Annotated in this window: 21 protein-coding genes; 10 read left to right on the top strand and 11 right to left on the bottom strand. The window is 71.4% G+C overall.

All coding sequences use genetic code 11. The features are described 5' to 3' along the window. Positions 1-89 precede the first annotated feature (89 nt). From ACZ601_RS02795 to dhaL, 3 genes are all read left to right on the top strand, one after another. The gene (locus ACZ601_RS02795) at positions 90-1,535 is read left to right on the top strand and encodes a glyceraldehyde-3-phosphate dehydrogenase (protein ID WP_469532293.1); all 1,446 of its coding nucleotides are present in this window, start codon (positions 90-92) and stop codon (positions 1,533-1,535) included. Between the two features lie 195 nt (positions 1,536-1,730). Continuing rightward, positions 1,731-2,729, top strand: a complete 999-nt coding sequence (locus tag ACZ601_RS02790; RefSeq protein ID WP_469532291.1) for a dihydroxyacetone kinase subunit DhaK — start codon at positions 1,731-1,733, stop codon at positions 2,727-2,729. A 58-nt stretch (positions 2,730-2,787) separates the two neighbouring features. Then, positions 2,788-3,453, top strand: coding sequence for a dihydroxyacetone kinase subunit DhaL (dhaL, locus tag ACZ601_RS02785; protein WP_440575174.1), 666 nt, complete (start codon positions 2,788-2,790; stop codon positions 3,451-3,453). Between the two features lie 12 nt (positions 3,454-3,465). Here dhaL and ACZ601_RS02780 read toward each other — a convergent pair whose 3' ends face one another. The 5 genes from ACZ601_RS02780 to ACZ601_RS02760 all read right to left on the bottom strand — a co-directional run bounded on the left by ACZ601_RS02780 (position 3,466) and on the right by ACZ601_RS02760 (position 9,263). Continuing rightward, positions 3,466-4,191: an HAD family hydrolase gene (locus ACZ601_RS02780; protein ID WP_440575175.1), complete on the bottom strand. Its 726-nt coding sequence runs from the start codon at positions 4,189-4,191 to the stop codon at positions 3,466-3,468. Positions 4,192-4,768: 577 nt separating this feature from the next. Continuing rightward, positions 4,769-5,005, bottom strand: a complete 237-nt coding sequence (locus tag ACZ601_RS02775; protein ID WP_469532288.1) for a DUF5133 domain-containing protein — start codon at positions 5,003-5,005, stop codon at positions 4,769-4,771. Between the two features lie 396 nt (positions 5,006-5,401). Then, complete coding sequence (gene fusA, locus ACZ601_RS02770) at positions 5,402-7,489, bottom strand: elongation factor G (protein WP_469532286.1); 2,088 nt, start codon at positions 7,487-7,489, stop codon at positions 5,402-5,404. A gap of 461 nt (positions 7,490-7,950) precedes the next feature. After that, positions 7,951-8,229: a hypothetical protein gene (locus tag ACZ601_RS02765; RefSeq protein WP_469532284.1), complete on the bottom strand. Its 279-nt coding sequence runs from the start codon at positions 8,227-8,229 to the stop codon at positions 7,951-7,953. Between the two features lie 104 nt (positions 8,230-8,333). Beyond that, complete coding sequence (locus tag ACZ601_RS02760; protein WP_469532282.1) at positions 8,334-9,263, bottom strand: DUF2510 domain-containing protein; 930 nt, start codon at positions 9,261-9,263, stop codon at positions 8,334-8,336. A gap of 230 nt (positions 9,264-9,493) precedes the next feature. Here ACZ601_RS02760 and ACZ601_RS02755 point away from each other — a divergent pair, with 230 nt between their 5' ends. The 7 genes from ACZ601_RS02755 (at position 9,494) to ACZ601_RS02725 (ending at position 15,838) form a co-directional block, all read left to right on the top strand. Next, positions 9,494-10,234 (top strand): class I SAM-dependent methyltransferase, encoded by a 741-nt coding sequence (locus ACZ601_RS02755; RefSeq protein ID WP_469532280.1) that lies wholly within the window; start codon positions 9,494-9,496, stop codon positions 10,232-10,234. Between the two features lie 65 nt (positions 10,235-10,299). After that, positions 10,300-10,680: a nuclear transport factor 2 family protein gene (locus ACZ601_RS02750; protein ID WP_469532278.1), complete on the top strand. Its 381-nt coding sequence runs from the start codon at positions 10,300-10,302 to the stop codon at positions 10,678-10,680. A 37-nt stretch (positions 10,681-10,717) separates the two neighbouring features. After that, positions 10,718-11,761, top strand: a complete 1,044-nt coding sequence (locus tag ACZ601_RS02745; RefSeq protein WP_469532276.1) for a S66 family peptidase — start codon at positions 10,718-10,720, stop codon at positions 11,759-11,761. A gap of 214 nt (positions 11,762-11,975) precedes the next feature. Beyond that, positions 11,976-12,707: a FadR/GntR family transcriptional regulator gene (locus tag ACZ601_RS02740; RefSeq protein ID WP_469532274.1), complete on the top strand. Its 732-nt coding sequence runs from the start codon at positions 11,976-11,978 to the stop codon at positions 12,705-12,707. Between the two features lie 160 nt (positions 12,708-12,867). Beyond that, positions 12,868-13,635 (top strand): (Fe-S)-binding protein, encoded by a 768-nt coding sequence (locus ACZ601_RS02735; RefSeq protein ID WP_073734490.1) that lies wholly within the window; start codon positions 12,868-12,870, stop codon positions 13,633-13,635. Next, positions 13,632-15,209, top strand: coding sequence for a LutB/LldF family L-lactate oxidation iron-sulfur protein (locus tag ACZ601_RS02730; RefSeq protein WP_469532272.1), 1,578 nt, complete (start codon positions 13,632-13,634; stop codon positions 15,207-15,209). Before ACZ601_RS02735 ends, ACZ601_RS02730 begins: the two co-directional genes overlap by 4 nt. Then, positions 15,206-15,838 carry a LutC/YkgG family protein gene (locus ACZ601_RS02725; protein WP_469532270.1) on the top strand — a complete coding sequence of 211 codons (633 nt, stop codon included), beginning with the start codon at positions 15,206-15,208 and terminating at the stop codon, positions 15,836-15,838. The genes ACZ601_RS02730 and ACZ601_RS02725 overlap by 4 nt, the downstream gene beginning before the upstream one ends. A 46-nt stretch (positions 15,839-15,884) precedes the next feature. Here ACZ601_RS02725 and ACZ601_RS02720 read toward each other — a convergent pair whose 3' ends face one another. The 6 genes from ACZ601_RS02720 to ACZ601_RS02695 form a co-directional block, all read right to left on the bottom strand. Next, the gene (locus ACZ601_RS02720) at positions 15,885-17,786 is read right to left on the bottom strand and encodes a DUF2264 domain-containing protein (protein WP_469532269.1); all 1,902 of its coding nucleotides are present in this window, start codon (positions 17,784-17,786) and stop codon (positions 15,885-15,887) included. Next, positions 17,783-18,823 carry a hydroxyacid dehydrogenase gene (locus ACZ601_RS02715; protein WP_440575186.1) on the bottom strand — a complete coding sequence of 347 codons (1,041 nt, stop codon included), beginning with the start codon at positions 18,821-18,823 and terminating at the stop codon, positions 17,783-17,785. Before ACZ601_RS02715 ends, ACZ601_RS02720 begins: the two co-directional genes overlap by 4 nt. A gap of 39 nt (positions 18,824-18,862) precedes the next feature. After that, complete coding sequence (locus ACZ601_RS02710) at positions 18,863-19,738, bottom strand: carbohydrate ABC transporter permease (protein WP_469532267.1); 876 nt, start codon at positions 19,736-19,738, stop codon at positions 18,863-18,865. Next, positions 19,735-20,736, bottom strand: coding sequence for a carbohydrate ABC transporter permease (locus ACZ601_RS02705; RefSeq protein ID WP_469532265.1), 1,002 nt, complete (start codon positions 20,734-20,736; stop codon positions 19,735-19,737). Before ACZ601_RS02705 ends, ACZ601_RS02710 begins: the two co-directional genes overlap by 4 nt. A 147-nt stretch (positions 20,737-20,883) precedes the next feature. Further along, positions 20,884-22,242 (bottom strand): ABC transporter substrate-binding protein, encoded by a 1,359-nt coding sequence (locus ACZ601_RS02700; RefSeq protein WP_469532264.1) that lies wholly within the window; start codon positions 22,240-22,242, stop codon positions 20,884-20,886. Between the two features lie 102 nt (positions 22,243-22,344). Next, positions 22,345-23,502 carry a substrate-binding domain-containing protein gene (locus ACZ601_RS02695; RefSeq protein ID WP_469532262.1) on the bottom strand — a complete coding sequence of 386 codons (1,158 nt, stop codon included), beginning with the start codon at positions 23,500-23,502 and terminating at the stop codon, positions 22,345-22,347. Between the last annotated feature and the right edge of the window lie 38 nt (positions 23,503-23,540).

Genomic DNA, 23,540 nt, shown 5'->3' with positions numbered 1-23,540 from the left:
GCCGGGAGGCGCCTGCGGGGGAACCGTCTGAATGATCAGAACAACAGCGGGTTACCATATGAGCGCCCCCTAGCTCGAAAGATAAACCTGTGACTGTCAATGACGACTCGTTCACCAACTGGAAGAACCGCGAGGAGATCGCGGAGTCGATGATCCCGATCATCGGGAAGCTGCACCGGGAGCGGGACGTCACCGTCCTGCTGCACAGCCGCTCCCTGGTGAACAAGTCGGTGGTCAGCATCCTCAAGACCCACCGGTTCGCCCGGCAGATCGCCGGTGAGGAGCTCTCGGTCACCGAGACGCTGCCGTTCCTGAAGGCGCTCACCACCCTCGATCTCGGCCCTTCCCAGATCGACATCGGCATGCTCGCCGCGACGTACCGGACCGACGACCGCGGGCTCTCCGAGGCGGAGTTCACCGCCGGGGCCGTCGCCGGCGCCACCGGGGCCGACAAGATCGAGCGCCGCGAGCCGCGCGATGTCGTCCTCTACGGATTCGGCCGCATCGGCCGCCTCCTCGCCCGGCTGCTCATCGAGAAGGCGGGCTCCGGCAACGGCCTCCGGCTGCGTGCCATCGTCGTCCGCAAGGCCGCCGGCCAGGACATCGTCAAGCGCGCCTCGCTGCTGCGCCGCGACTCGATCCACGGCCAGTTCCAGGGCACGATCACCGTCGACGAGGCGAACAACAAGATCATCGCCAACGGCAACGAGATCAGGGTCATCTACTCCGACGACCCGACGACGGTGGACTACACGGCGTACGGCATCAAGGACGCCGTCCTCATCGACAACACCGGCAGGTGGCGCGACCGCGAGGGGCTGTCCCAGCACCTGCGCCCCGGTATCGCCAAGGTCGTCCTCACCGCACCCGGCAAGGGCGACGTCCCCAACGTCGTCCACGGCGTCAACCACGACATGATCAAGCCGGACGAGCAGATCATCTCCTGCGCCTCCTGCACCACAAACGCGATCGTCCCGCCGCTGAAGGCGATGGCGGACGAGTACGGCGTCCTGCGCGGGCACGTGGAGACGATCCACTCGTTCACCAACGACCAGAACCTGCTGGACAATTACCACAGCTCCGACCGGCGCGGGCGCTCGGCGCCGCTCAACATGGTCATCACCGAGACCGGTGCGGCGTCCGCCGTGGCCAAGGCGCTGCCGGACCTCGACGCGACGATCACCGGAAGCTCGATCCGGGTCCCGGTGCCGGACGTCTCGATCGCGATCCTCAGCTTGAAGCTCGGCCGTGAGACCACCCGCGCGGAGGTCCTCGACCACCTCCGCGAGGTGTCGCTGACCTCGCCGCTCAAGCGCCAGATCGACTTCACCACCGCCCCGGACGCGGTCTCCAGCGACTTCATCGGCTCCCGCCACGCCTCCATCGTGGACGCCGGGCCCACCCAGGTCGACGGCGACAACGCGATCCTCTACCTCTGGTACGACAACGAGTTCGGCTACTCCTGCCAGGTCGTCCGGGTCGTCCAGCACGTCTCCGGGGTGGAGTACCCGACCTTCCCCGTCCCGGTGCTCTGACCCCGCCGGGGAGGCCGCGGACGAGCGCTGGTGTGCGTCAACCACTCGCGATCAGCGCTCGTGCGAGGTTCATACGAATGAATGACCGACTGTCCTACGAATTGCCCTGTGATGGCCGGGGACGCACCATGTAATTCACCTCGGCGGGAGGGGCCCGGCCCAGCCGCTCGCGGCCCTCGACGACGGAGGACCTGGATGGCATCGTATTTCGAGAACGGTGACGACACCCTGGTGCCGGACGCCCTGCGGGGCTTCGCCCGCGCCCACGCGGAGCTGCTCACGCTCGACCCCGGCCACGGTTTCCTCCAGGCCCGCGACCCGGCACCCACCCGGAGGGTCGGCCTCCTCTCGGGTGGAGGGTCGGGGCACGAACCCCTGCACGCCGGATACGTCGGACGAGGCATGCTGGACGTCGCCTGCCCGGGGCTCGTCTTCGCCTCACCGCACAACCGGCAGGTGTATGCGGGATCCCTCGCCGCCGCCCGGCCCGAGGGCGTGCTGCACATCGTGAAGAACTACACCGGCGACCGGATCAACTTCGGCATCGCCGCCGAAAGGCTCGCCCACCGCGGCGTGCCCTGCGCCCGCGTCCTGGTCGACGACGACCTCGCCACCGACTCCGAGGACATCGCCGCAGGCCGCCGGGGTACGGGCGGCACCGTCCTGATCGAGAAGATACTCGGGGCGGCGGCCGACACCGGCCTCGGTCTTCACGAACTCCAGGAGCTCGGCACCCGCCTCGCGGCGAGCTGTCGCACCCTGGCCGTGGCCTCGGCCGCCCACACCGCGCCCACGACCGGCAGGCCCGCCTTCCTCCTCGATCCGGAGGAACTGGAGTACGGCGTCGGCATCCACGGCGAGCGCGCCCGGAAGACCGTCCCCCGCGGGCCTCTCGGCCCTCTCGTCGAGCGCATGGCCCTGGCGCTCCTGGACGCGCTCTCCCCGGCCCGGGACTCCTCCGTCATCGCCCTGGTCAACGGTCTCGGGGCCGTCACCCCGCTGGAGCTGTACGCGGTCCACGCCGAGCTCGGCGGCCTGCTCGACGACCGCCGTATCGAACTTGCCCGTTCCCTCGTCGGCGAGTACGTCACCGCCCTGGACATGCGCGGCTTCTCCATCACCCTGCTCGCCGCCGACCACCAGATCCTGCGCCTGTATGACGCGCCCGTGCGGACCGCCGCCCTGCACTGGTGAGGAGGCGGCGGCACACGGCCGTCCCCGACAGAGTTCCCCCGAGCACGGGAGGCACCCCATGACGACCAGCACGTCCCCCGACGCGTTCTCCACCGACGCCTGGATGCGCCGGTTCGTGCAGACCGTCCAGACCACGAAGGACCGCCTCACCTCATTGGACCAAGAGGTGGGCGACGGCGACTTCGGCATCAACCTCAGCACCGGAGCACACTCGACCCTTCGGCATCTCGACGCGAGCCCCGCGTCCCGCAGCGACCCCGCCGCACCCCTCCACGCCGCGGCCACCGCCTTCCTGGACGAGGTCGGCGGCACCAGCGGGCCGTTGTTCGGCTTGCTGTTCCAGTCACTGGCCGTCGCCGTGGCCGACGCGGCGGCCGCCACCACTCCGGCTCTCGCGGCCGGAGCGGCGGAGGGACTGGCGGCCATCCGCCGCGTGGGGGAGGCGGCGCCCGGCGACAAGACCCTCGTCGACGCACTGGGCCCGGCGGTCCAGGCCCTCCGGACCGCTCCGGCGGACACCCCGCCGGCGGAAGCCCTGGCTCGGGCCGCCGACGCCGCCTGGGCCGGCGTATCCGAGACCGCGCGGCTGCGTGCCCGGATGGGACGCTCCAGCTACCTCGGCGAGCGCGCCGAAGGCGTTCCCGATCCGGGCGCGGTGGGGATCGGGCTGCTCTTCGCCTCCGCCCGCGCGGTCGTGGAAGATCTCAGCGCGCGGCTGGACTGAGTGGCTGCCTGCCTACTCCCGCGCCTCGCGAGCCGGCCAGGACTCCACCCAGGCCGACAGCTCCGGAGCGTTCAGGACCGGCACCCACAGGTCGGCTCGGGCCGCGTCCTCCGGCCGCGGGCGCGGGCCCACCCCGACCACGCGCAGCCCGGCCCGCAGGGCCGACTCGATGCCCGTCATCGAGTCCTCGACGGCGAGGGCCCGTTGCGGTGCGGCACCGCAGAGGCGGGCGGCCGTCGCGTAGACGTCCGGCCAGGGCTTGGGGCGTACGGGTTTGTCGTTCGCGTCTGCGGGGTTCTCTTCGCTCGGGACCACGACGTGCTCGAAGTGACCGAGCAGGCCGGCCCGGTCGAGGCTCGACTCCACGGCCTGCAAAGGGCAGTTGCTCGCCACGGCGAGTGGCAGGCGGCCGGAGAGCCGGCGTACGAAGTCGGCGGCGCCGGGCATCGTGACCGGGTCCTTGGCCACCTGAACCATGAAGTGGCGCAGCAGCGAGCCGCTCATCTCGGCTGCCAGCTTGGGCTTGTCCGCCTCCTGGGCCATGAGTCGACCGCAGTCGATGTAATGGACGCCCTTGGCCCGCTCGGCGAAGCCCGGCGCGGGGTGGATGCCGAAGTCCCGGAAGACCTGGATGCGTGCGTCCTGCCAGTGGCTTTCGTTGTCCATCAAGGTGCCGTCACAGTCGAAGACGACGGCTTCGGGAGACCAGCCGGTCAGGGTGTTGGTTGTGTCGGTCATGGTGTGCCGCTCCTGAAGGAGGGAGGCGGTCAGGCTCGTGGCGGGACCGCGGATTCGGGGTTGTGCGTTTCCCTGAGACAGCTCGGATGGCTTGCTGCGTCCGTCGGCCCCGTCGATTTCCGGGGGTGCGCAGGCGCATTTCCGTCCGAATCGTGAAACGTCACCGCGGCCACGCTATGGAGGTGCTGTTGTGTGGTGCAATCACTGCTTTGCGTGCTCGACCGCGCCGGATCCGAGGGTGTAAGGGATCACTCGAATGTCTTTCGCGAAGCGCGCTGATTTCCGCCTCAATGCCGCACGGCGGAAGGTGAGTTGATGAATGAGCGCACGGGAGTCATCGCTCGGGATCCGGCATGAATTGATTCACCCGTATGGCAAGCCGACCGCCAAAAATACGGGCAACTTCACTCTTGGGCGTGCATGCTCGAAAGCACATAACAATACGGCGAATGAACCGGTTATTTGCCACCGGCGTACGCGGGCTCACGAAATTCTCGCATCAAACGCGAAATGAGCGGTCGCAGTGAGCCGGTGTGTCGGGTTCGGCGGGTGAGCGGGTGATGCGGGCCCCGGGCCTTCAGGCCGATGCGTTGCCCCAGGACCTCGGAGGGAGGTCGCGGGCCGCGAGCACGCCACGAGCGGCAGCCAGGGCTTTCGACTCGTCGCGAATGCCGGTAAGCACGCAGAGCGTGTAGAGCGTGCCCTCGGTCCCGGGCCTGACGGTGCAGTCCCACTGGGACGCGTCGAGACTCTGCAGCTCGTCGTAGCGGTTGACCAGCTCGCGCAGGATTTCGGGATTGGCTTGCAGCACCATTGGCCTTCCTCGGGTCCGGGTCACCTCTGGTTTCTCTACGATGGTGCGGTGCGCGACACGGCGCCGCCACTGCGGCCCGCCAGTCGGGAATCGACCGCCACGATCCCCATGGTTCGCCTGCTCGTGCATCTACGCTGTCAGGGAATTCCGCCGTGACCGTCGTCCGCGGCGAAGGCGTCGCGCACAAGGCGTCGAGCTGCCTATTCCCTCGCTCGTTCGAGGAAAGCGTGGATTGACCTCGCCCTGGATCTCGCCGGCGGCAGCGCCCGCCGGGTACGGGAGCCCTGCCCGCGTAGATCCACCTGCGCCCCGAGGCGCGCAGCGCCGAAACGCGCAACCGGCGGCCGGCCTCCCTCCCCGCGTGCGGGCAGCCCGCACACGGGGAGAGACCGGTCCCTACCGGCCCGGCACCGTGTTCGGCGCCGGGGCGTAGCCCGTGGCCCGGGTGGTGAACGTCCCCCGGCCCTGGGTCCGGCTGCGCAGCCGGGTCGCGTAGCCGAACAGCTCGGCCAGCGGCACGGTCGCCGTGACCACCGCCGTACCTGGCCGTGCGGTCGAGCCGGACACCTGGCCACGCCGTGCCGCCAGGTCACCGAGTACCCCGCCGACCGCGTCGTCGGGCACGGTGACCGTCACCTCGGCCACCGGCTCCAGCAGCACCATCGCGCAGGCGCGCAGCGCCTCCCGGAGCGCGAACCGCCCGGCCGTGCGGAACGCCATCTCCGAGGAGTCCTTGGCATGCGTGGCGCCATCGGTCAGCGTCACCCGCAGCCCGGTCACCGGATGCCCGCCGAGCGGACCCTCGGCCAGGGCGTCCCGGCAGCCGGCCGCCACCGCGCGGACGTACTCCTGCGGAACCCGGCCGCCGACGACGGACGAGCGGAACTCGAACTCCGCCCCACCCTCGCCGTCCTGACCGCCGGCGTCCCCCAACGGCTCGACGGTGAGCACGACATGGGCGAACTGCCCGGCCCCGCCGTCCTGCTTGACGTGCCGGTACACCAGACCCGCCACACCGCGCACGACCGTCTCCCGGAGGGCGACCTGCGGCCGGCCGACCCGGACCTCAAGGCCATGGGCCCGGCGGATCTTCTCGGCCGCCACCTCCAGATGGAGTTCGCCCATGCCGGAGAGCACCGTCTGACCCGTCTCGGGGTCCGTCCGCACCGCCAGTGACGGGTCCTCCTCCGCCAGCCGCGCCAGCGCCGACATCAGCCGCTCCGTGTCGGTGTTCCGGCCCGCCTCGACCGCAACGGAGACGACCGGCTCGGCCACGGTGGGCGGTTCGAGGACCAGCGGTGCACCCGGCGCGCACAGAGTGGCACCGGCACGCGCGGCCTTGAGGCCGATCACCGCGACGATGTCCCCGGCCACCGCCTCGTCCACATCGACATGGCGGTCCGCCTGGACCCGCAGGATCCTGCCGACCCGCTCGCCGCGCCCCGCACCCGCGTCCAGCACCGTGTCCCCCTTCCTGAGCGTGCCCGAGTACAGCCGCAGATACGTCAGCCGGCCGGTCGGGGTCGCGGTCACCTTGAACGCCAGCGCGGCGAGCGGAGCGGCCGGGTCCGCGTTCCGTTGCGCCACCTCGCCGCCGAGCGTGCCGCGCACGGGCGGCACGTCCAGTGGAGAGGGCAGATAGGCCACGACGGCCTCCAGGAGCGGCTCGACCCCCCGGTTGCGGTAGGCCGAACCGCACAGCACCACGACGCCCTCGCCGGTACGGGTCAGATCGCGCAGGGCCTCGGCCAGCGTCTGCGCGGAGAGCGTGGACCGTGCGCAGAACTCCTCCAGTGCGACCGGGTGGAGCTCCGCCACCGCCTCCTCCAGCAGCCGCCGGCGCCGTGACGCCTCCTCCCGCAGCTCATCGGGCACCTCCCCTTCCTCGTACGTGTCACAGCCGTCGGCCCAGACCAGCGCCCGCATGCGCAGCAGATCCACCACTCCGGTGAACCGCTCCTCTTCCCCGATCGGCAGCTGGACCACCAGGGGGACCGTGTGCAGCCGCTCCCGGATCGACGCGACCGCGGTGTCGAGGCGGGCGCCGACCCGGTCGAGCTTGTTGACGAAGGCGATGCGCGGCACACCGTGCCGGTCGGCCTGCCGCCACACCGACTCGCTCTGCGGCTCCACACCCGCGACCGCGTCGAACACCGCGATCGCACCGTCGAGCACCCGCAGCGAACGCTCGACCTCGTCGGCGAAGTCGACGTGCCCCGGGGTGTCGATCAGGTTGATCCGGTGCTCCGCCCAGGTACAGCTCACCGCGGCGGCGAAGATGGTGATGCCCCGGTCGCGTTCCTGCGGGTCGAAGTCGGTGATGGTCGTCCCGTCGTGGACCTCGCCGCGTTTGTGGGTGGTGCCGGTGGCGTAGAGGATCCGTTCGGTGACGGTGGTCTTGCCGGCGTCGACGTGGGCGAGGATGCCCAGATTGCGAACGCCGTCGAGTGTGTTGGTGAGTCGGCGGTTCAGTTCGGTGCGCACGGTCCGTGGCCCTTCGGGGTGATCCGGAAGAAGACGGCGCGATCCCCGGACGAGGAGGCCTGTGATCAGGCCTGCGGAACCCCTGGCCCCGGCGCGCCGCGCAGGGCGCGACCGCCATGACGGCTCGTCAATGAGGGTGTGGGGTTCAGGCGTTCGTCTCGGGTGTCCGGGGCCGGCCGCGCAGCCGGCGCCGGGCGGAGGTAGACACCAGGATCACCTCGTACCGCGACAGGGGAACGACGACAGCGGTGCGGTAGCGCACGACAGGTCTCCCCTCACTGGTCACGGTGCGCGCCCCGACGACAGTGCGGCGCGCGATTTCGTTGTGAGTCTAGGAAGTTGGGCACGGCGGGGGAACCGGTTTTCCGGCCGCCCCCCGCGCTGTTGCCGGGCCGTAGCCGTCCGGGGACGGGGCCGTGTCACAGGGGTCGTGTGGCAGGGGCTGTGTCACAGGTGCCGTGTCACATCGGAAGGGAACCGCGCCCGGCGGACCGGGTGCGGGACCGGCACGCCCTGCGGCACCGCCGCAGCGCCCCGCGGCCGCAGCCGCGCCACTCGGCGGGGGAGACGCCCGCTCCCCGGCCGCCCCGGGTGATGAGCGCGTTCACCGGACCGTGCGGGTCCAGGGCCGTCGTCCGGGCCAGCAGGACGCCGATCACCAGCGGGGCCAGGGTGACGGCCAGCGTGGTGCCGGCACTGGTGACGTGCTTGATGCGGGGGCGCGGTGCGTCGGGAGCCATGGTCCCATTCGAGCAGCGGGGGACCGGTGCGGGATCGGGTGGCGTACTCAGTCCGGGCGGCTCGGGTACTCACCCGGGCCGCCCGGCCCCGCTCGGGGGAGTGGCTACGCCGTGGTGCCGGGGCCGGAACCCGCACCGGCGCCCGAGGCGGCCTTGATGCCCTTGGTGATGTCCTCAAGGACGGACAGGGCGGGCGCCTTGCTGTTGATGTCGAAGCCCGAACGGACGACGATCAGCATGTTCTCGGCCCGGGGGGAGGGGAAGGCCAGCGACTCGACGTACCCGTCGTCGCCGTTCTTCGTCACGACCTTCCAGCGCACCCGGTAGCCCTGCTGGCCGGCCACCGTGACCGCCTCGGACTTCAGCTCCTGGTGCGAGGTGATGCCGCCGTAGATCTTCTCGCCGTACGATTCCTTCGCGTTGGCGGCGATGTCCTTCCGGGCGGTGGCCTTCGCGGTCTTGGTGCTCAGCTTCAGCGCCTCTGCCGGTACGGAGAACACTCCGCCGCGCACGCACTTCTCCTTGGTGTCCCCGGGGCAGGCGTACGAACCCGTGGTCACCCCGGCCCCCATGCCCGACTCGCCCTTCCAGCCGTCCGGGACCGGGATGCTGATGCCGCTCGCCAGGTCCGTCGCGTAGCCGTCCTCGGTCTGCGGCAGCTGCTGCTCCGGGTTCTGGTCCCCGTCACCGTTGCCGCCCCCGCTGTTCCCGCCACCGCCGTCGCTGCCACCCGGCGCGCCGGGCTGGCGGCTGGGTGCGTCGTGGGAGGGCGGGCTGGACGGTGCGGTGGCCGTGTTCTCCGACTTCTTGCCGGAGTCATCGGTCAGCAGGTACACGCCACCGCCGATTGCGGCGAGCACCACCACACCGGCGGTTATGCCGGCGCCGATGCGTATCCGGCGGCTGCGGACGGCCGCCGGTGGCACGCGGAGGTGATCGGTCCACTGGCTGCCGTCCCACCAGCGTTCCTGGATGGGGCCAAATCCTGTGTACCCGGGGTCTGGATGCCAGCCGGGCGGGCTCGTCTGCGTCACGGCAGCCACCGTAGCCGGGTTGCGTGAGAATCCTATGAATCAGATGAGCCGGATGAATGGGACGATCGGTCCCGGTCCTGCGCGCCACGTCCGGAAGCTGGTTGTGGTCTAGACAATTGATGAGCCCGCTCGCTAGCATCCGCGACGGGGCGCGGTGGCCCGGCGGCAGCGGTTCGCCCGGTCCGTCGGCCACGGCACTGGTCCGTCGGCCACGGCAGGAGAGAGGGCACATGGAAGCGACCGCTCCGGACCGTCGGTTCGCAGAGGACTACCGGATCGCCCGGGAGATTCCGCGCGACGGACTCACCGCCTGGCGCGCGGCCGTCGCCGCCGAGGTGCCGTTGGCGCCGGGGGCGGTCGTGCTGGACGTCGGCGCCGGGACCGGGGCCTTCGCGGCCGCGTTCGCGGACTGGTTCGGGGTGCGGGTGCTGGCGGTGGAGCCGGCCGCCGCCATGCGCGCGCTGATCCCCCGGACCGCGGACATCGAGGCGCTGGACGGCCGGGCCGAGGCGCTGCCGGTGCCGGACGGGTGCGCGGACGCGGCCTGGCTCGGCTCTGTCGTCCACCACATCGAGGATCTGCCCGCCGCGGCACGGGAGATACGCAGGGCGCTGAAGCCGGGGGCGCCGGTGCTGATCCGTAACTCCTTCCCCGGCCGGTGCACGCGTGACCTGCGGGTGCGGTTCTTCCCCGGGACCGCGCGCATCGTCGACTCGTACCCGACCGTCGAGCAGACCTGCGCGGCGTTCGCCACCGCCGGCTTCGCCCGGGTGGCGCTGCACGCCGTACCGCAGGAGAGCGCGCCGACCCTGTCCGGCTTCGCGGACCGGATCCGGCGGGACACCGACGCGAAGCTCCGGTCCCTCACGGACGAGGAGTTCGCGTCCGGGATGCGGCGGTTGCGGCGAGCCGCGGCGCAGGAGCCGGACCGGCCGGCCGTCAGCTGGATGGATCTCCTGGTCCTGGCCTGACCGCGCGCACCGGACCCCGCTCCCTGATCCGGCCGGATCCGAACGCAAGAACCTAGGCTGCTCGCATGGGCGGAAACGATGACGAGGAGGAGCGGTCCGTGCGGGCCGCTGTCGAGGGCGAGCTGCGGCTGCTGGATCCGGCGGTCCGGGCCCTGCCCGACGCGGTGACCGAGCTCCTGGACCCGGAGTTCACCGAGTTCGGTGCGTCCGGGAGGCGGTACGACAGGACGTCGATCCTCGGCGTCACCTCCGCCGACGCCGAGGGGACGCCCGTCGCGGCCACCGTCACCGGCATGTCCGGCAGACTGCTGGCCCCGGGCCTCGTCCACCTGACGTTCATGACGGAGCGGGACGGGCGCAGGGTGCGGCGCAATTCGGTCTGGCGGCGCACGGAGTCGCGCTGGCGGTTGTACTTCCACCAGGGCACACCGGTCAACGCGTCCTAGCAGAAGGCAGTTTGACGACAGGCCCTAGGCTCCTGGAATGACGAACGCCAGCTGTCCCGCCAAGCCCCGGCCCGGTGACCGCGTCGCCGTGGTGTCCCCCTCGTCCGGGCTTCCCGGCATCCTCCCGCTCCCGTACGAGCTGGGGCTGCGCAGGCTCCGCGAGGAGTTCGGGCTGGAGCCCGTGGAGTACCCGAGCACCCGGAAGATGGGCTCCACGTCCCAGGAGCGGGCCGCCGACCTCCACGCGGCGTTCTCCGACCCCACGGTCAAGGCCGTCGTCGCCAGCATCGGCGGGGACGACCAGATCACCGTGCTGCCGCATCTGGACCGGGAGTTGCTGCGGGCCAACCCCAAGCCGTTCTTCGGATACAGCGACAACACCAATCTCCTGGTGTTCCTGGAACACCTGGGCATCGTCGGCTACCACGGCGGATCGGTGATGGTCGAGCTGGGACGCCCGGGGGCGATGCACCCGCTGACCGCCGAATCGTTGCGGGCGGCGCTGTTCACCCACGATGCCCATGAGCTCGTCCCGGCGAAGGAGAGCGGCCGTGTGAACGGCCGCTGGGAGGACCCGCGGACCTTCGACGATGAACCCGCCATGATGCCCGTCGACGGCTGGACCTGGCACAACGCGGGGCGGGTGGTCGAGGGCGCGAGCTGGGGCGGCGAGCTGGAGATCCTGTCCTGGCTGCTGATGGCGGATCGGGAGATACGGCCGGTGGCCGAGTACGAGGGCCGGGTCCTGTTCCTCGAAACGTCCGAGGAGATGCCCGGCGCCGATCAGGTGTACCGGATCCTGCGGAACATGGGGGAGCGCGGACTCCTGCGCCGGTTCCCCGCGCTGCTGATGGGGCGCGCCAAGCACTGGTCCTTCGAGCAGCCCCTCGACCCCGAGGCCGGACAGCGCTACCGCGAGCGGCAGCGCGAGGCGGTGCTGCGTGCCCTGAGCGAGTACGCCCCCGACACCATGGCCGTCTTCGATGTCGACCTCGGCCACACGGACCCGCAGGTGATCATCCCGTACGGCGGCCAGGTGCGGGTGGACGGAGTGGACCGGCGCATCGTGGTGACGTTCTGAGCCGTGTCCGCCAGAAAGCCGGACGGCACGGCCTCGCGGCGGGCCGGGCGTGTCAGAGCCGTTCAAGAAGGCAGGGGCGGTGGTCCTCTGCCGTCGCTGCCATGAACAGCACGACAGATTTATGGTCCGACCACACATGCTGTGTGACATAGTGGACGGTCAGGACCGGACCGGTCGGCAGCGGAACGGCTCCGGCCGGGGCAGGGAGTGGCGGATGCCCGTCGAATGGCAGCCCGTACGGCAGTCGCGCACCCATGAGCTGGTGCTCCAGAGCATCGAGCAGCGGGTGTTCGCCGGTGAGCTCAAGGCCGGCGACCGGCTGCCGCCCGAACGGGAGCTCGCCCCGGTCCTCGGCGTCAGCCGGTCCGCCCTGCGCGAGGCCCTGCGGGTGCTGGAGACCATCGGCGTCCTGGTGGCGCAGCCGGGCCGGGGACCGGACGCCGGGGCGCGGATCGTGCGCCACCCCGACGACGCGCTCGGGCGCCTGCTCCGGCTCCACTTCGCCCTCGGCAGCTACAGCCTGGAGGACGTGCTGGAGGCGCGGGTCGTACTGGAGCGGTCCAGCTTCGAGGCCGCCGCGCACCACGCCTCCACCGAGGACTTGGACGAGGCCGGTGCGCTGCTCGTACGGATGGGGGCGCCGGACGTCGGCGTGCCCGAGTTCAACGACCTGGACACCAGGTTCCACGTACAGATCGCGCGCAGTTCCGGCAACGAGCTGACGTCCACGCTCACCTCCGCCGTCCGGGAGTCCGTCCGGCCGCTCATCCTGCGCGCCCTGGAGGCCGCGCCGGACTGGCGGGCCACCGCCACCGCGCTCAACGCCGACCACACCGAATTGCTGCGCCTGGTGCGCGCGGGCGAGGGGGCGCGGGCCGCCGATCTGGTGGAGGCGCACATCCGGGGGCTGCACGGAACGCTCGTCGACGAGAAGCCGGTGTCCTGAGCGGGGCTGCCCTCGGCGAGGACTGATCCGGGCGTGCCCCGAACCCTTCCGTCGGCAGACCGCGCGTACTATGGTCCGACCATACAATGGTTCATGATTCTGTTCGGGGTCATGAAGAGGATCATGACGATCACGTGCAGAGAAACGATCGGGGAAACCCATGCGCATCGGACTCTTCGCCACCTGCCTGGGAGACACGCTCTTCCCGGAGGCGGTGAAATCCACCGCGGTGCTGCTCGCCCGCCTGGGTCACGACGTGGTGTTCCCGCCGGGGCAGACCTGCTGCGGCCAGATGCACGTCAACACCGGCTACCAGCGCGAGCCCGTCCCGCTGGTGCGCAATTTCGCCGAGCAGTTCGGTGACGCCTCCATCGAGGCCGTCGTCATGCCCTCCGGATCGTGCGCCGGCTCCGTCCGTCACCAGCACGAGATCGTCGCCGAGCGGTACGGCGACGCGGCGCTGCGCGCGGGCGTGGCCACGGTCAAGGCGAAGACGTACGAGCTGTCGGAGTTCCTCGTCGACGTGCTGGACGCCACCGATGTCGGCGCGTACTTCCCGCACCGGGTCACCTACCACCCCACCTGTCACTCGCTGCGCATGCTGAGGGTCGGGGAGAAGCCGCTGCGACTGCTGCGGGCCGTCGACTCGATCGATCTCGTCGAGCTGCCGGAGGCCGACGCCTGCTGCGGGTTCGGCGGCACCTTCGCGCTGAAGAACGCCGACACGTCGACCGCGATGCTCCAGGACAAGATGCGCCACATCGCCACCACCGGAGCCGAGGTGTGCACCGCAGGGGACTCGTCCTGTCTGATGCACATCGGCGGCGGGCTCTCCCGGATCAGCTCCGGCACCCGAACCCTGCACCTGGCCCAGATCCTCTCCGCCACCCGCACCTCGCCGTACGTCCCGACGGAGGCCGCCCGATGAGCAGCACCTTTCTCGGCATGCCCGCGACGCCGCCCCGCTCCCCGTACGGGACGGGCAATCTGCGCGGCGACCGGAAATTCCCCGCGGCGGCCCACGACGACCTGGGCAACGGTCAACTGCGCCGCAACCTCGGCAGGGCCACCCACACCATCCGCGCCAAACGCCTCAACGTCACCGGCGAACTGCCCGACTGGGAAGAGTTGCGCGACGCGGGCGCGGCGATCAAGACCGACACCATGAACCGCCTCCCCGAACTGCTGGAGGAGCTGGAGCGCAAGGTCACCGAACGCGGCGGCACCGTCCACTGGGCCCGGGACGGCGGCGAGGCCAACGAGATCGTCGCGCGACTGGTCAGGGAGACCGGGAGCAAGGAGGTCATCAAGGTCAAGTCGATGGCCACCCAGGAGATCGGTCTCAACGAGCACCTCGAATCCATCGGCATCGCCCCGTACGAGACCGACCTGGCCGAGCTCATCGTGCAGCTCGCCCACGACAAGCCCTCGCACATCCTGGTGCCGGCCATCCACCGCAACCGGGACGAGATCCGGGAGATCTTCCTCAAGGAGATCCCCGGCGTCGACCCCTCGCTGGACAACGTCCCCGCCCACCTCGCCGCCGCGGCCCGCGCCTATCTGCGCGAGAAGTTCATGACGACGAAGGTCGCCGTCTCCGGGGCCAACTTCGGTATCGCGGAGACCGGCACCCTGTCCGTCGTCGAGTCGGAGGGCAACGGCCGCATGTGCCTGACCCTGCCCGACACGCTGATCACCGTCATGGGCATCGAGAAGGTGCTGCCGCGCTACCAGGACCTGGAGGTCTTCCTCCAGCTGCTGCCGCGCTCCTCCACCGGCGAGCGGATGAACCCGTACACCTCGATGTGGACCGGAGTCACCCCCGGCGACGGGCCGCAGACCTTCCACCTGGTGCTCCTCGACAACGGACGCACCGCCGCCCTCGCGGACAGCATCGGGCGCGAGGCGCTCAACTGCATCCGCTGCTCGGCCTGTCTCAACGTCTGCCCGGTGTACGAACGGGCCGGCGGCCACGCCTACGGATCGACGTACCCCGGACCGATCGGGGCCGTGCTCACCCCGCAGCTCGCCGGCATGCACGCCGCGAAGGACGACCCCAACAGCTCGCTGCCGTACGCCTCCAGCCTCTGCGGGGCCTGCTTCGACGCCTGCCCGGTCAAGATCGACATCCCCTCGCTGCTGGTCGAACTGCGCCACCAGCACACCGAGCAGGCCGGCACCACCCCCGAACAGCTCGCCATGAAGGCGGCGGCCGCGGTGATGGGCAGGCCGAAACTGTTTACCGCCGCGCAGAAGGCGTCCGGGCTCGGCCGCGTCATCGCCGGACGGGACAAGAAGATCTCCCACCTGCCGCCGCCGTTCAACGGCTGGAGCGACAGCCGCGACACCCCGGCCCCGCCCAGTCAGACCTTCCGCTCCTGGCTGGCCTCCGCCGAGGGCGCGACGACGATGCGGGCGGCCGCCGACGAGCACACGCGCAACCAGCAGCAGAAGGCCGCCGATGAGCACACGCGCAACCAGCAGCAGGAGGAGGAGAAGTGACGACCGCTCGCGAAACGGTGCTCGGCCGCGTCCGGGACGCCCTGGCCCTGGCACCCGCCGCAGAGACCCCGATCCCACGTGACTACCGCACCGGGCGCACGCTCCCCGACGCGGAGCGCCTGGCCCTGTTCACCGACCGGCTCGTCGACTACAAGGCACAGGTCCACCCCTGCACCGCGGAGCGCACGGCCGAGGTCGTCGCCGAGGTGCTGCGCGAGCGGGGAGCCGGCCGGATCGGGGTGCCCGCCAGGCTCGACCCGCGGTGGCTCGCCGCGTACGACGGGCAGGTCCAGCAGGACTCCGCCGACATTCCCGCACCCGCGCTCGACGCCCTCGACGGCGTCGTCACCGCATCGGCCGCCGGCTGCGCAGAGACCGGCACGATCTTCCTGGACGGCTCACCCGACCAGGGCCGGCGGGCGCTGTCCCTGGTGCCCGACCTCCATGTCTGCGTCGTCGACCTGTCGGCCGTGGAGGTGGGCGTACCGGAGGCGGTGGCCCGGCTGGTGCCCGAGCGGCCGACGACCCTGATCAGTGGCCCTTCGGCCACCTCCGACATCGAACTCGAACGGGTGGAGGGCGTGCACGGCCCGCGCACCCTGGCCGTCGTCATCCGCACGGACGCCTGACAGGTGTGACGGGGCGGGGCGCGCCGGAGTGCGCCCCGCCCGTCGGCTATCCGTGCTCGACCGTCACCGGGCCGAAGCGGACCCGGGTCGTCGCCGCGTCCTCGGCCCAGCACACCTCGACCGTGTCCCCGTCGACGTTCACCCCGCTCACCACCGCGTCGAGCGCGGCCGCGCCGGGCTCCGCGGTGAGCGAGGCGAGCGCGACCAGCACCACCGTGCCCTCCGCGTCGGCGCCCAGCCGGGGCAGCACCGCCCAGGGCGTGTAGGCGGTGCCCTGCGGGGCGCGTACCTCGTCCTGTGACTCCCAGCCGTGCAGACCGTGCAGCGCGGACGTGACCGAGGACCCCGGTCCGGTCGCCCAGCCCGTCTCCTCGACCCGGGCGCCGGGAGGCGCGCCGAGCACCCGGTGCACCCGGAGCTCGTAGCGGCCGCGGACCACCGTCACGCTCTCCACCCGCAGTCCCGGCTCCGTGGCGGCGCCGCTCGCGAAGACCGGGCGGTGCCAGGAGGCGGCCCAGCCCCAGCCGTCGCCGCCGCCCGCGCCGAGCGGGCGGATGGCGCGGCGGCGGCTGCGGTTACCGCCGACGAGCACGGCCAGATGGTTGTCCGCGGCGTTGGCCGGGGCCGTGGGGCCGGTGACCGTCGAGTACGCCTGGCGGCTGTACAGCGGATCGTCCTGCGCCGCCGACTCGCCCTCGTGCGGCCTGACATGGTCGCTGCCGTGGTTGTGCAGCCGGACGATCCCGTCCGCCCGGGTCGACTGGACGAGCAGGCCGGGCGCGGGCAGCGCGAGCACCCGGTCCGGCCCCTCGCTCGGCGCCGGCTCCTCGGTCGCCGTCCACAGCGAGTGGTCCTCAGGGGCCAGCAGGGATACGAAGGCCTTGGACGCCCAGTAGGGGGACGAGGGACCCGAGTAGGGCTGGAGCGTCGCCTCGTGCGGCCCGTGCCAGCCCAGGCTCAGCAGCCCGTCGGTGCCCGTCGCGCCCCGGTCCAGGAAGTAGCGCAGCGCCCCGCTGATCACCCGGCGCGACGCGCCCGGCGTGAGCGGGGTGTGCCCGGTCAGCGCACCGAGCCCGACCGCCGCACCGGCCGCGAACCGGTAGGTGAGTGAGCGGCCGAAGTGGATCGGTGCCCCGTCCCCGCCGAACAGCAGGCCGAAGCTCTCCAGGTGTTCACTCAGCCGCGCCCCGTAGTGCGCGGCGAACTCCGCGTCGCCGGAGAGGTGGGCGTCGAGCACGGGGTAGAGGTGCAGCGCCCAGCCGTTGTAGTGGTCGAAGGCGCGGCCGTCGCCGTCCGCGTACCAGCCCTGTCCCCGGTACCAGACCTCCATCAGGTCGCGGGCCCGCTCCCGGGCCCGTGCGGTCTCCGCGTCGCCCCGGCCGACCGACTCCAGGAACCCGGCGACCGAGTACGGGAACAGGTACCAGTTGTTCGCCGCCGGGGTGTGCCGCAGGGCGCCGCGCAGCCACTCCTCCGCACGGTCCTGCACGGCCGGGTCCAGCCGGTCCCAGAGCCAGGGCCGGGTGAGCCGCAGCCCGATGGCGACGGAGGCGGACTCCACCATGGGCTGGCCGAAGACGGTGTGGTCGCGGATCAGCGGCCAGGACTCGGCGTCGTCCCGGCCCGGCGTACGGGTACCGGCCGCGAGCCCGTCCGCGTACCGCTCCAGCCAGCCGTGGGGGTCCTTGCCGCCCGCGCCCGCGACCCGGAAGGCGGCGGCGAGGAACGTGCGCGCGTATCCCTCAAGCCCGTCGGAGCGGACCCCGGACGCGGACGGGCGTCCCGGCAGGTCGAGCATCGCGCTGCCGGGAGTGGCCCACTGCCAGGCGGCCTTCAGCAGTCCGTCCGCGGCGGCCTCCCAGTGCGCGCGGGTGTAGCCGGTGACCGGGCTCTTCGCCCGGTCGTCGGCGGGGAGCTCCAGCGGGGAGTCGGGGTGCGGTCGGTTCATGCGAGGAAGGCCAGCCTTTCGCGTCGTACGGGATGGGCGAATCCGTCGCCCGCGGCCCAGCGTTCGCTCTCGCTCACGGCCAGATCGACGAGCCGCCGCCACTCGTTGCCCTGGGAACCCGCGAGATGCGGGGTGATCAGGGCGTTCTCGCAGTCCCACAGGGGGTGTTCGGCCGGCAGCGTGTCGGGGTCCGTGACGTCGAGGACCGCCCGGATGCGGCGCTGCAGCAGTACGTCGGTCAGCGCGTCCTGGTCGACGACGGCGCCGCGCGCGGTGTTGACGAGCACCCCGTCCGGCCGCATGGACATGAGCAGTTCACGGCTGACGAGCTTGCGGGTGGCGGGCAGCAGCGGGGTGTGGACGCTCACCACGTCGCTGCGTGCGAACAGTTCGCCGAGGTCCACCGGCCGGACGCCGAGCGCGGCCGCCTCCTCGTCGGAGACGTACGGATCGTGCAGCAGCACCCGCAGGTCGTAGGGGCGCAGCAGCTCGATGACCCGGCGGCCGATGAGCGAGGCGGACAGGATGCCCACGGTCCGGCCGTAGTTGCCCACCTGCGGGGAGGTGGCCAGCCAGTTGCCTCGGTGGCGCTCTGCGCGGTAGTCGCGGGCCCGTTCCAGCGCCTGTTTGCCGGAGAGCAGGATCATCGCGACGGTGTACTCCGCGACCGGCAGGGCGTTCGCCGCGGCGGCCGAAGAGACCTCGATGCCGCGATCCCAGCAGGCCTCTGTGATGTGCCCGCGCACGCTTCCGGCCGTGTGCGCGACGGCGCGCAGCCGGGGCGCGGCGGCCAGCGCCGCCTCATCGAGCGGCGGACAGCCCCAGCCGGTGACCAGCAGCTCCGTGTCCGCGAGCACGGCACGGGCCCGCTCTGTGGTGAAGTCGTCGAGCACGGGCAGCGGCGCGAGATCGCACACCCGCGAGAGCGCGTCCAGCGACGGAGCGTCCAGCAGGGCGGCCGCGGCATCCGGTTTCATCGCGACGGCGGCACGCGGCCTGCGCCGGGCGGCGGGGGTGGGAACGGCGGTGCTTGGCATCTTTCTCCTGGTACGGGGACGATGTGCGGACCGGTACGGCTACTTGACGGCGCCCGCGGTGAGCCCCGACTTCCAGAAGCGCTGGAGCAGCGCGAAGGCGAGGATCAACGGCAGGACCGCGAGCAGCGAACCCATGATGACCACGGGGTAGTACTCGGGTGAGACGGTGGCGGAGCTGTTCCAGGTGTACAGACCGAGACTGACGGGATACAGGTCCTGGTCGGACAGCATCACCATGGGCAGGAAGAAGTTGTTCCAGATCGCGGTGAGCTGGAAGAGGAACACCGTGACCAGCCCCGGACCGAGCATCCGCAGCGCGACCCGGAAGTACGTGGTGAGCTCCCCGGCCCCGTCCACCCGGGCCGCTTCCAGCACCTCGTTGGGCACGTAACCCTGGCTGAATATCCGCCCCAGGTACACGCCGAACGGGTTGAAGAGCACCGGGATGAACACGGACCAGAAGGTGTTGACCAGGCCGGTGCCGGACGCCATCAGGTACAGCGGCAGCGCCAGCACGGTCTGCGGCACCATCACCGCCGCGAGGACCAGGCCGAACAGCTTCTCCTTGTGCGGGAATCGGTACTTGTCGAAGGCGTACCCGCAGGCGATGCTGATCAGCGCGCCGAGCGCCGCGCCGAGGACCGCGTACAGCAGGCTGTTGCCGTACCAGCGCCCGTACACACCGCCGTCCATCGCGAACAGGTCCTTGAGGTTCTGCGCGAAGGAGAAGTGGTCGAGCGAGAGCACATCGCTGCCGAACAGGGCGTCGCGGTCCTTCGAAGAGGCGAGCACCAGCCACAGCACCGGCAGCAGTGTGTACAGCACGGAGATGGCGACTACCAGGTTGACGACGGAGCGGCCGAGCAGCCGGGGGCGCAGGGCGGCGGCGGTGCGGGCGGGACTCGTCGCGCTCATCGGACGTCCTCCTCTGGGGCGTTGGAGCGGTTGGTCCAGCGGGTCACGCCGTAGGAGAGCGCGATCGTGAGGACCAGCAGGACGACCGAAGCCGCGGCGGCCAGCCCGTAGTTGTTACGGGTGAACGCGGCGTCGTAGATGTACATGCTGGGCGAGAACCGGGAGCTGATCATCGGCGTCGACTGGCTCAGCAGCATCGGCTCGGTGAAGAGCTGGAGCGCGAAGATCAGGGTGAACATCGCGACCATCACGATGGAGGAGCGCACCAGCGGCGTCTTGACCTGGAGCGCGGTCCGGACCGGTCCGGCACCGTCGACGACGGACGCCTCGATGACCTCGCGCGGCACGGCCTGCAACGCGGCGTAGAAGACCACCATGTTGTAGCCGAGGTTGCTCCACAGGGCGATGTTCACGATCGACGGCACGACCGTGTGCACGCCGAGGAAGTCGATCGTGATGTCGGCCTTGCCGAGCAGGTCGACCACCGGGCTCAGACCGGGCGTGTAGAGGTAGAGCCAGATGACGGCGGCGATGATGCCGGGCACCGCGTGCGGCAGGAAGAGCCCGAGCTGCGCCCAGGAGCGCAGCCGCACCACTCCGGAGTCCAGCAGCAGCGCCAGTGCGAGCGCGCCGATCACCATGACCGGGATGTAGATGAGGCAGTACAGGACGACGGTGCCCAGGCCGCTGAGGAACGTCGGGTCGGTCAGCACGGCGGTGTAGCTGCGCAGCCCGACGAAGACCCGGTGCTCGGGGCCGAAGCCGAGGCCGGGCTGGTCGTCGGCGAAGAAGCTGAGCCAGACGGCGGTGCCGACCGGGATCAGGAAGACCGTCACCAGGAGGATGAAGAAGGGGGTCATCAGGGCGCCGGCCGCGCCGAGTTCACGGCGCCGGGCGGACTTGCGGGGGGTGCCCGGGGGCGGGGTGGGATTCGGCGACGCGGCGGAACCGGTCGCGTCCACGGGGGCGGAAGCCTGCGTGGTGAGCGGGCTGGTCATCGGTGTCACCTGCCTCTCTGCTGCTGGGATCGGGGACGGGCCGCGGATCTGCTGCCGGGTACGGGTACGGGCTGCGGGCTGCGGGTCCGCTGCCGGGTACGGGTACGGGCTGCGGGTCTGCTGCCGGGTACGGGTACGGGCCGCGGATCAGCTGCTGTGTTCTGTGGTGGACAGGCCCAGCGCCTTGAGGTCGGGCATCGTGCCCCGCTGTGCGGCGCGCACGGACTCGATGACCGAGCCCTGGCCGCCGCCCACCCGGGCGAAGCCGTCCTGCATGACCTTCTGGGTGGCGGTCATCCGGGGTCCCCACGTCCAGCCGTCCCGGATCTTGTGGGCCTCCTGGTCGAAGAGCGTGTAGATGTCCTGGCCGCTGTAGTAGGCGCGGTCGAAGGCCTTGCGGCCGACGGCGACGAGTCCGGGGGCGGCCGGGTACTGGCTGCTGGCCCCGCTGGAGAGCCGGGCCAGCAGCGCGTCGGGGTGCGCGACCTGCCACTCGATGAACTCCAGCGCGGCTTCCGGGTGGTCGCTGCTGCTGGTGACCGCGAACGTCGATCCGCCGTGGGTGCCGAGCGCCGGTTCTGCCCCGCGCCACTGGGGGAGGGGGGCGATGGCCCACTGGCCCTTCTGACCGGGCCTGGCGTTCATCTGCGCCCCGGCCTCCCAGGCGCCGCTGAACCGGACCATGACCTCGCCGGTGCTGAGCTGGGCGTCGTAGGCCCTGCTGTCCACCGGGCTCATGACGACCAGGTCCTCGTCGATCATCCGCTGCCAGTACGCCGCCACCCGGCGGGTCGGCGCGTCGGCCAGCGACACGTTCCAGGCGCCGCCGCGGGTGTCGAACCACTGGCCACCGGCCTGCCAGGCGAAGGAGGCGAACTGGAAGGCGCCGTCGGTGGCGAACGCGGAGAGCCGCCGGCCGGGCGCCTTCTCCCGCACGGTGCGGGACGCCTCCTCGAACGCCTCCCAGGTGCGCGGGACTTCGATGCCGTACTTCGCGAACAGGTCCTTGCGATAGTGCATCACCATCGGTTCGACGTCGAGCGGCAGGCTGAAGACGCGCTTCTCGAACGTGGTGAGCCCCAGCGCCTGCGGCAGCAGCTTGGCGCGCAGGCCATCGCTCAGCATGTCCGTGATGTCCAGGGCGACCCCGTCGATGGCGAAACCGGGGATCTGGGGGTACTCGATCGTCGCGACGTCCGGGGCGTTGCCGGCCCGGGAGGCGTTGCTGAGCTTCGCGTAACCGCCCTGGGGCCCGGAGGGTATCTGCTGGAAGTCGACCTGGATCGTCCGGTGCGTCCGGTTGAACGCGTCCACCACCTCCTTGCTGCCGCGCAGCGCGGACCAGAAGGTGATGTGCGTGGCGTTGCGGCCGGTCCCGCCGGCCTCGCTGGTCCTGCTCGTGCTCTTCGACCCCGATGTGCCACCGCTACAGGCGCTCAGGGCGCCCGCCAGCGGTACTGCGGCCATCGTGGCGAGCATGGACCGACGGCTCTGTCGACCGGGCATGGGCGCCTCCCGCGGCTCTCGATTGAGGACACGGGGAATCCTGTTCGGCTGATCGGTAACGGTCAATAGATCGCTCAGAAGAAAATTAAAGCGGTCAAACGATCAGTCTGTGGTGAGAGTGACCGCCTGGGCCGATCCGCGGACCTTCAACTCCGGCAGCAGCTCCGTCCGGCGCACCGGCCCGGCCGCACCGGCCGCACCGGAGAGCCGGTGGAGCAGCAGCTCGGCGGCCGCCCTGCCGATCTCCGCCTTGGGCGGCGACACCGCGGTCAGCGGCGTGCTGCCGAGGGCCGCGACCACGTCGTCGTACGCCACCACGGAGCAGTCCCCGGGCACGCGCACACCGTTCTCGGCCAGGCGCTGCACCAGCATCAGCGCGTCCACGTCGCCGTGCAGCACCGCCGCCGTGGCCCCGCGCTCACGCAGCAGTGCGGCCAGGTCGGGCGCGTGGCCGGCGCTCCCGGGGAAGACGGGCGGCGCCTGCCCCGCCTCGGCCGGACCCGGGCCCGGCACCGCGTTCGATGAGCTCAGCACGACCGTCCAGTCCGCCACCTCTGGGCGCTCGGCCGCGATCGAGGCGAACGCGGCACGCACCGTGCGGGCCGTCGGGCTGTCGTCACGGGCGGCCAGCACGATCCGGCGATGGCCCAGCGCCACCAGGTGCTCCACGGCCAGGTGCACCCCGTACCAGTGGTCGGAACAGACGGAGTCCAGGGCGTGCAGCGCGCTGCCCGGCCGGGGCCGCCGCTCCATCAGCACGGTCGGCACCCCCACGTCCGCCAGCCAGCCGTAGTCCAGCTCCTCGGAGAGCGCGTGGCGCCAGCGCGGTGCGATCAGCAGCCCCCGCGCCCCGTCCGCCAGCGCCCGTTCCACCAGCGGCCGTTCGGCACCCGCCGACTGCGGTGCGATGTGCAGCGCGATCCGGATCCCGGCCTCCTCCAGCACGCTGCGGGCGCCGTGCAGCGTCTCGTACAGGTACGAATGCCGCTCCGGCACGACCAGCGCGACCGCCCCGCCCTCAGCGGCCGGACCGTCGCCCCGCACGGCCGGTGAGGGCGCGGCGCCCGCCGGTTCCCGCAGCGGCCTGGCCACGCCGTGACCGCGCCGCAGCCGCCCGGCCCGGGTCAGCTCCTCGACGTCGCGCCGGACCGTGACCACGGAGACGTCCAGTTCCGCGGCGAGCACGCTGACCTTGACCGGGCCCCGCGACTCCACCACCGACATGATCCGCTGACGCCTGAGCTCAACCGGCTCCCGCATGCTGCTGGCCCCCTGCCGTACCGCTGCGCGTTGTTCGT

This window comes from Streptomyces sp. NPDC104307 (assembly GCF_055584045.1).
Note: the sequence above shows the minus strand (reverse complement) of the source record. Positions and strands in the feature narration are given on the sequence as shown.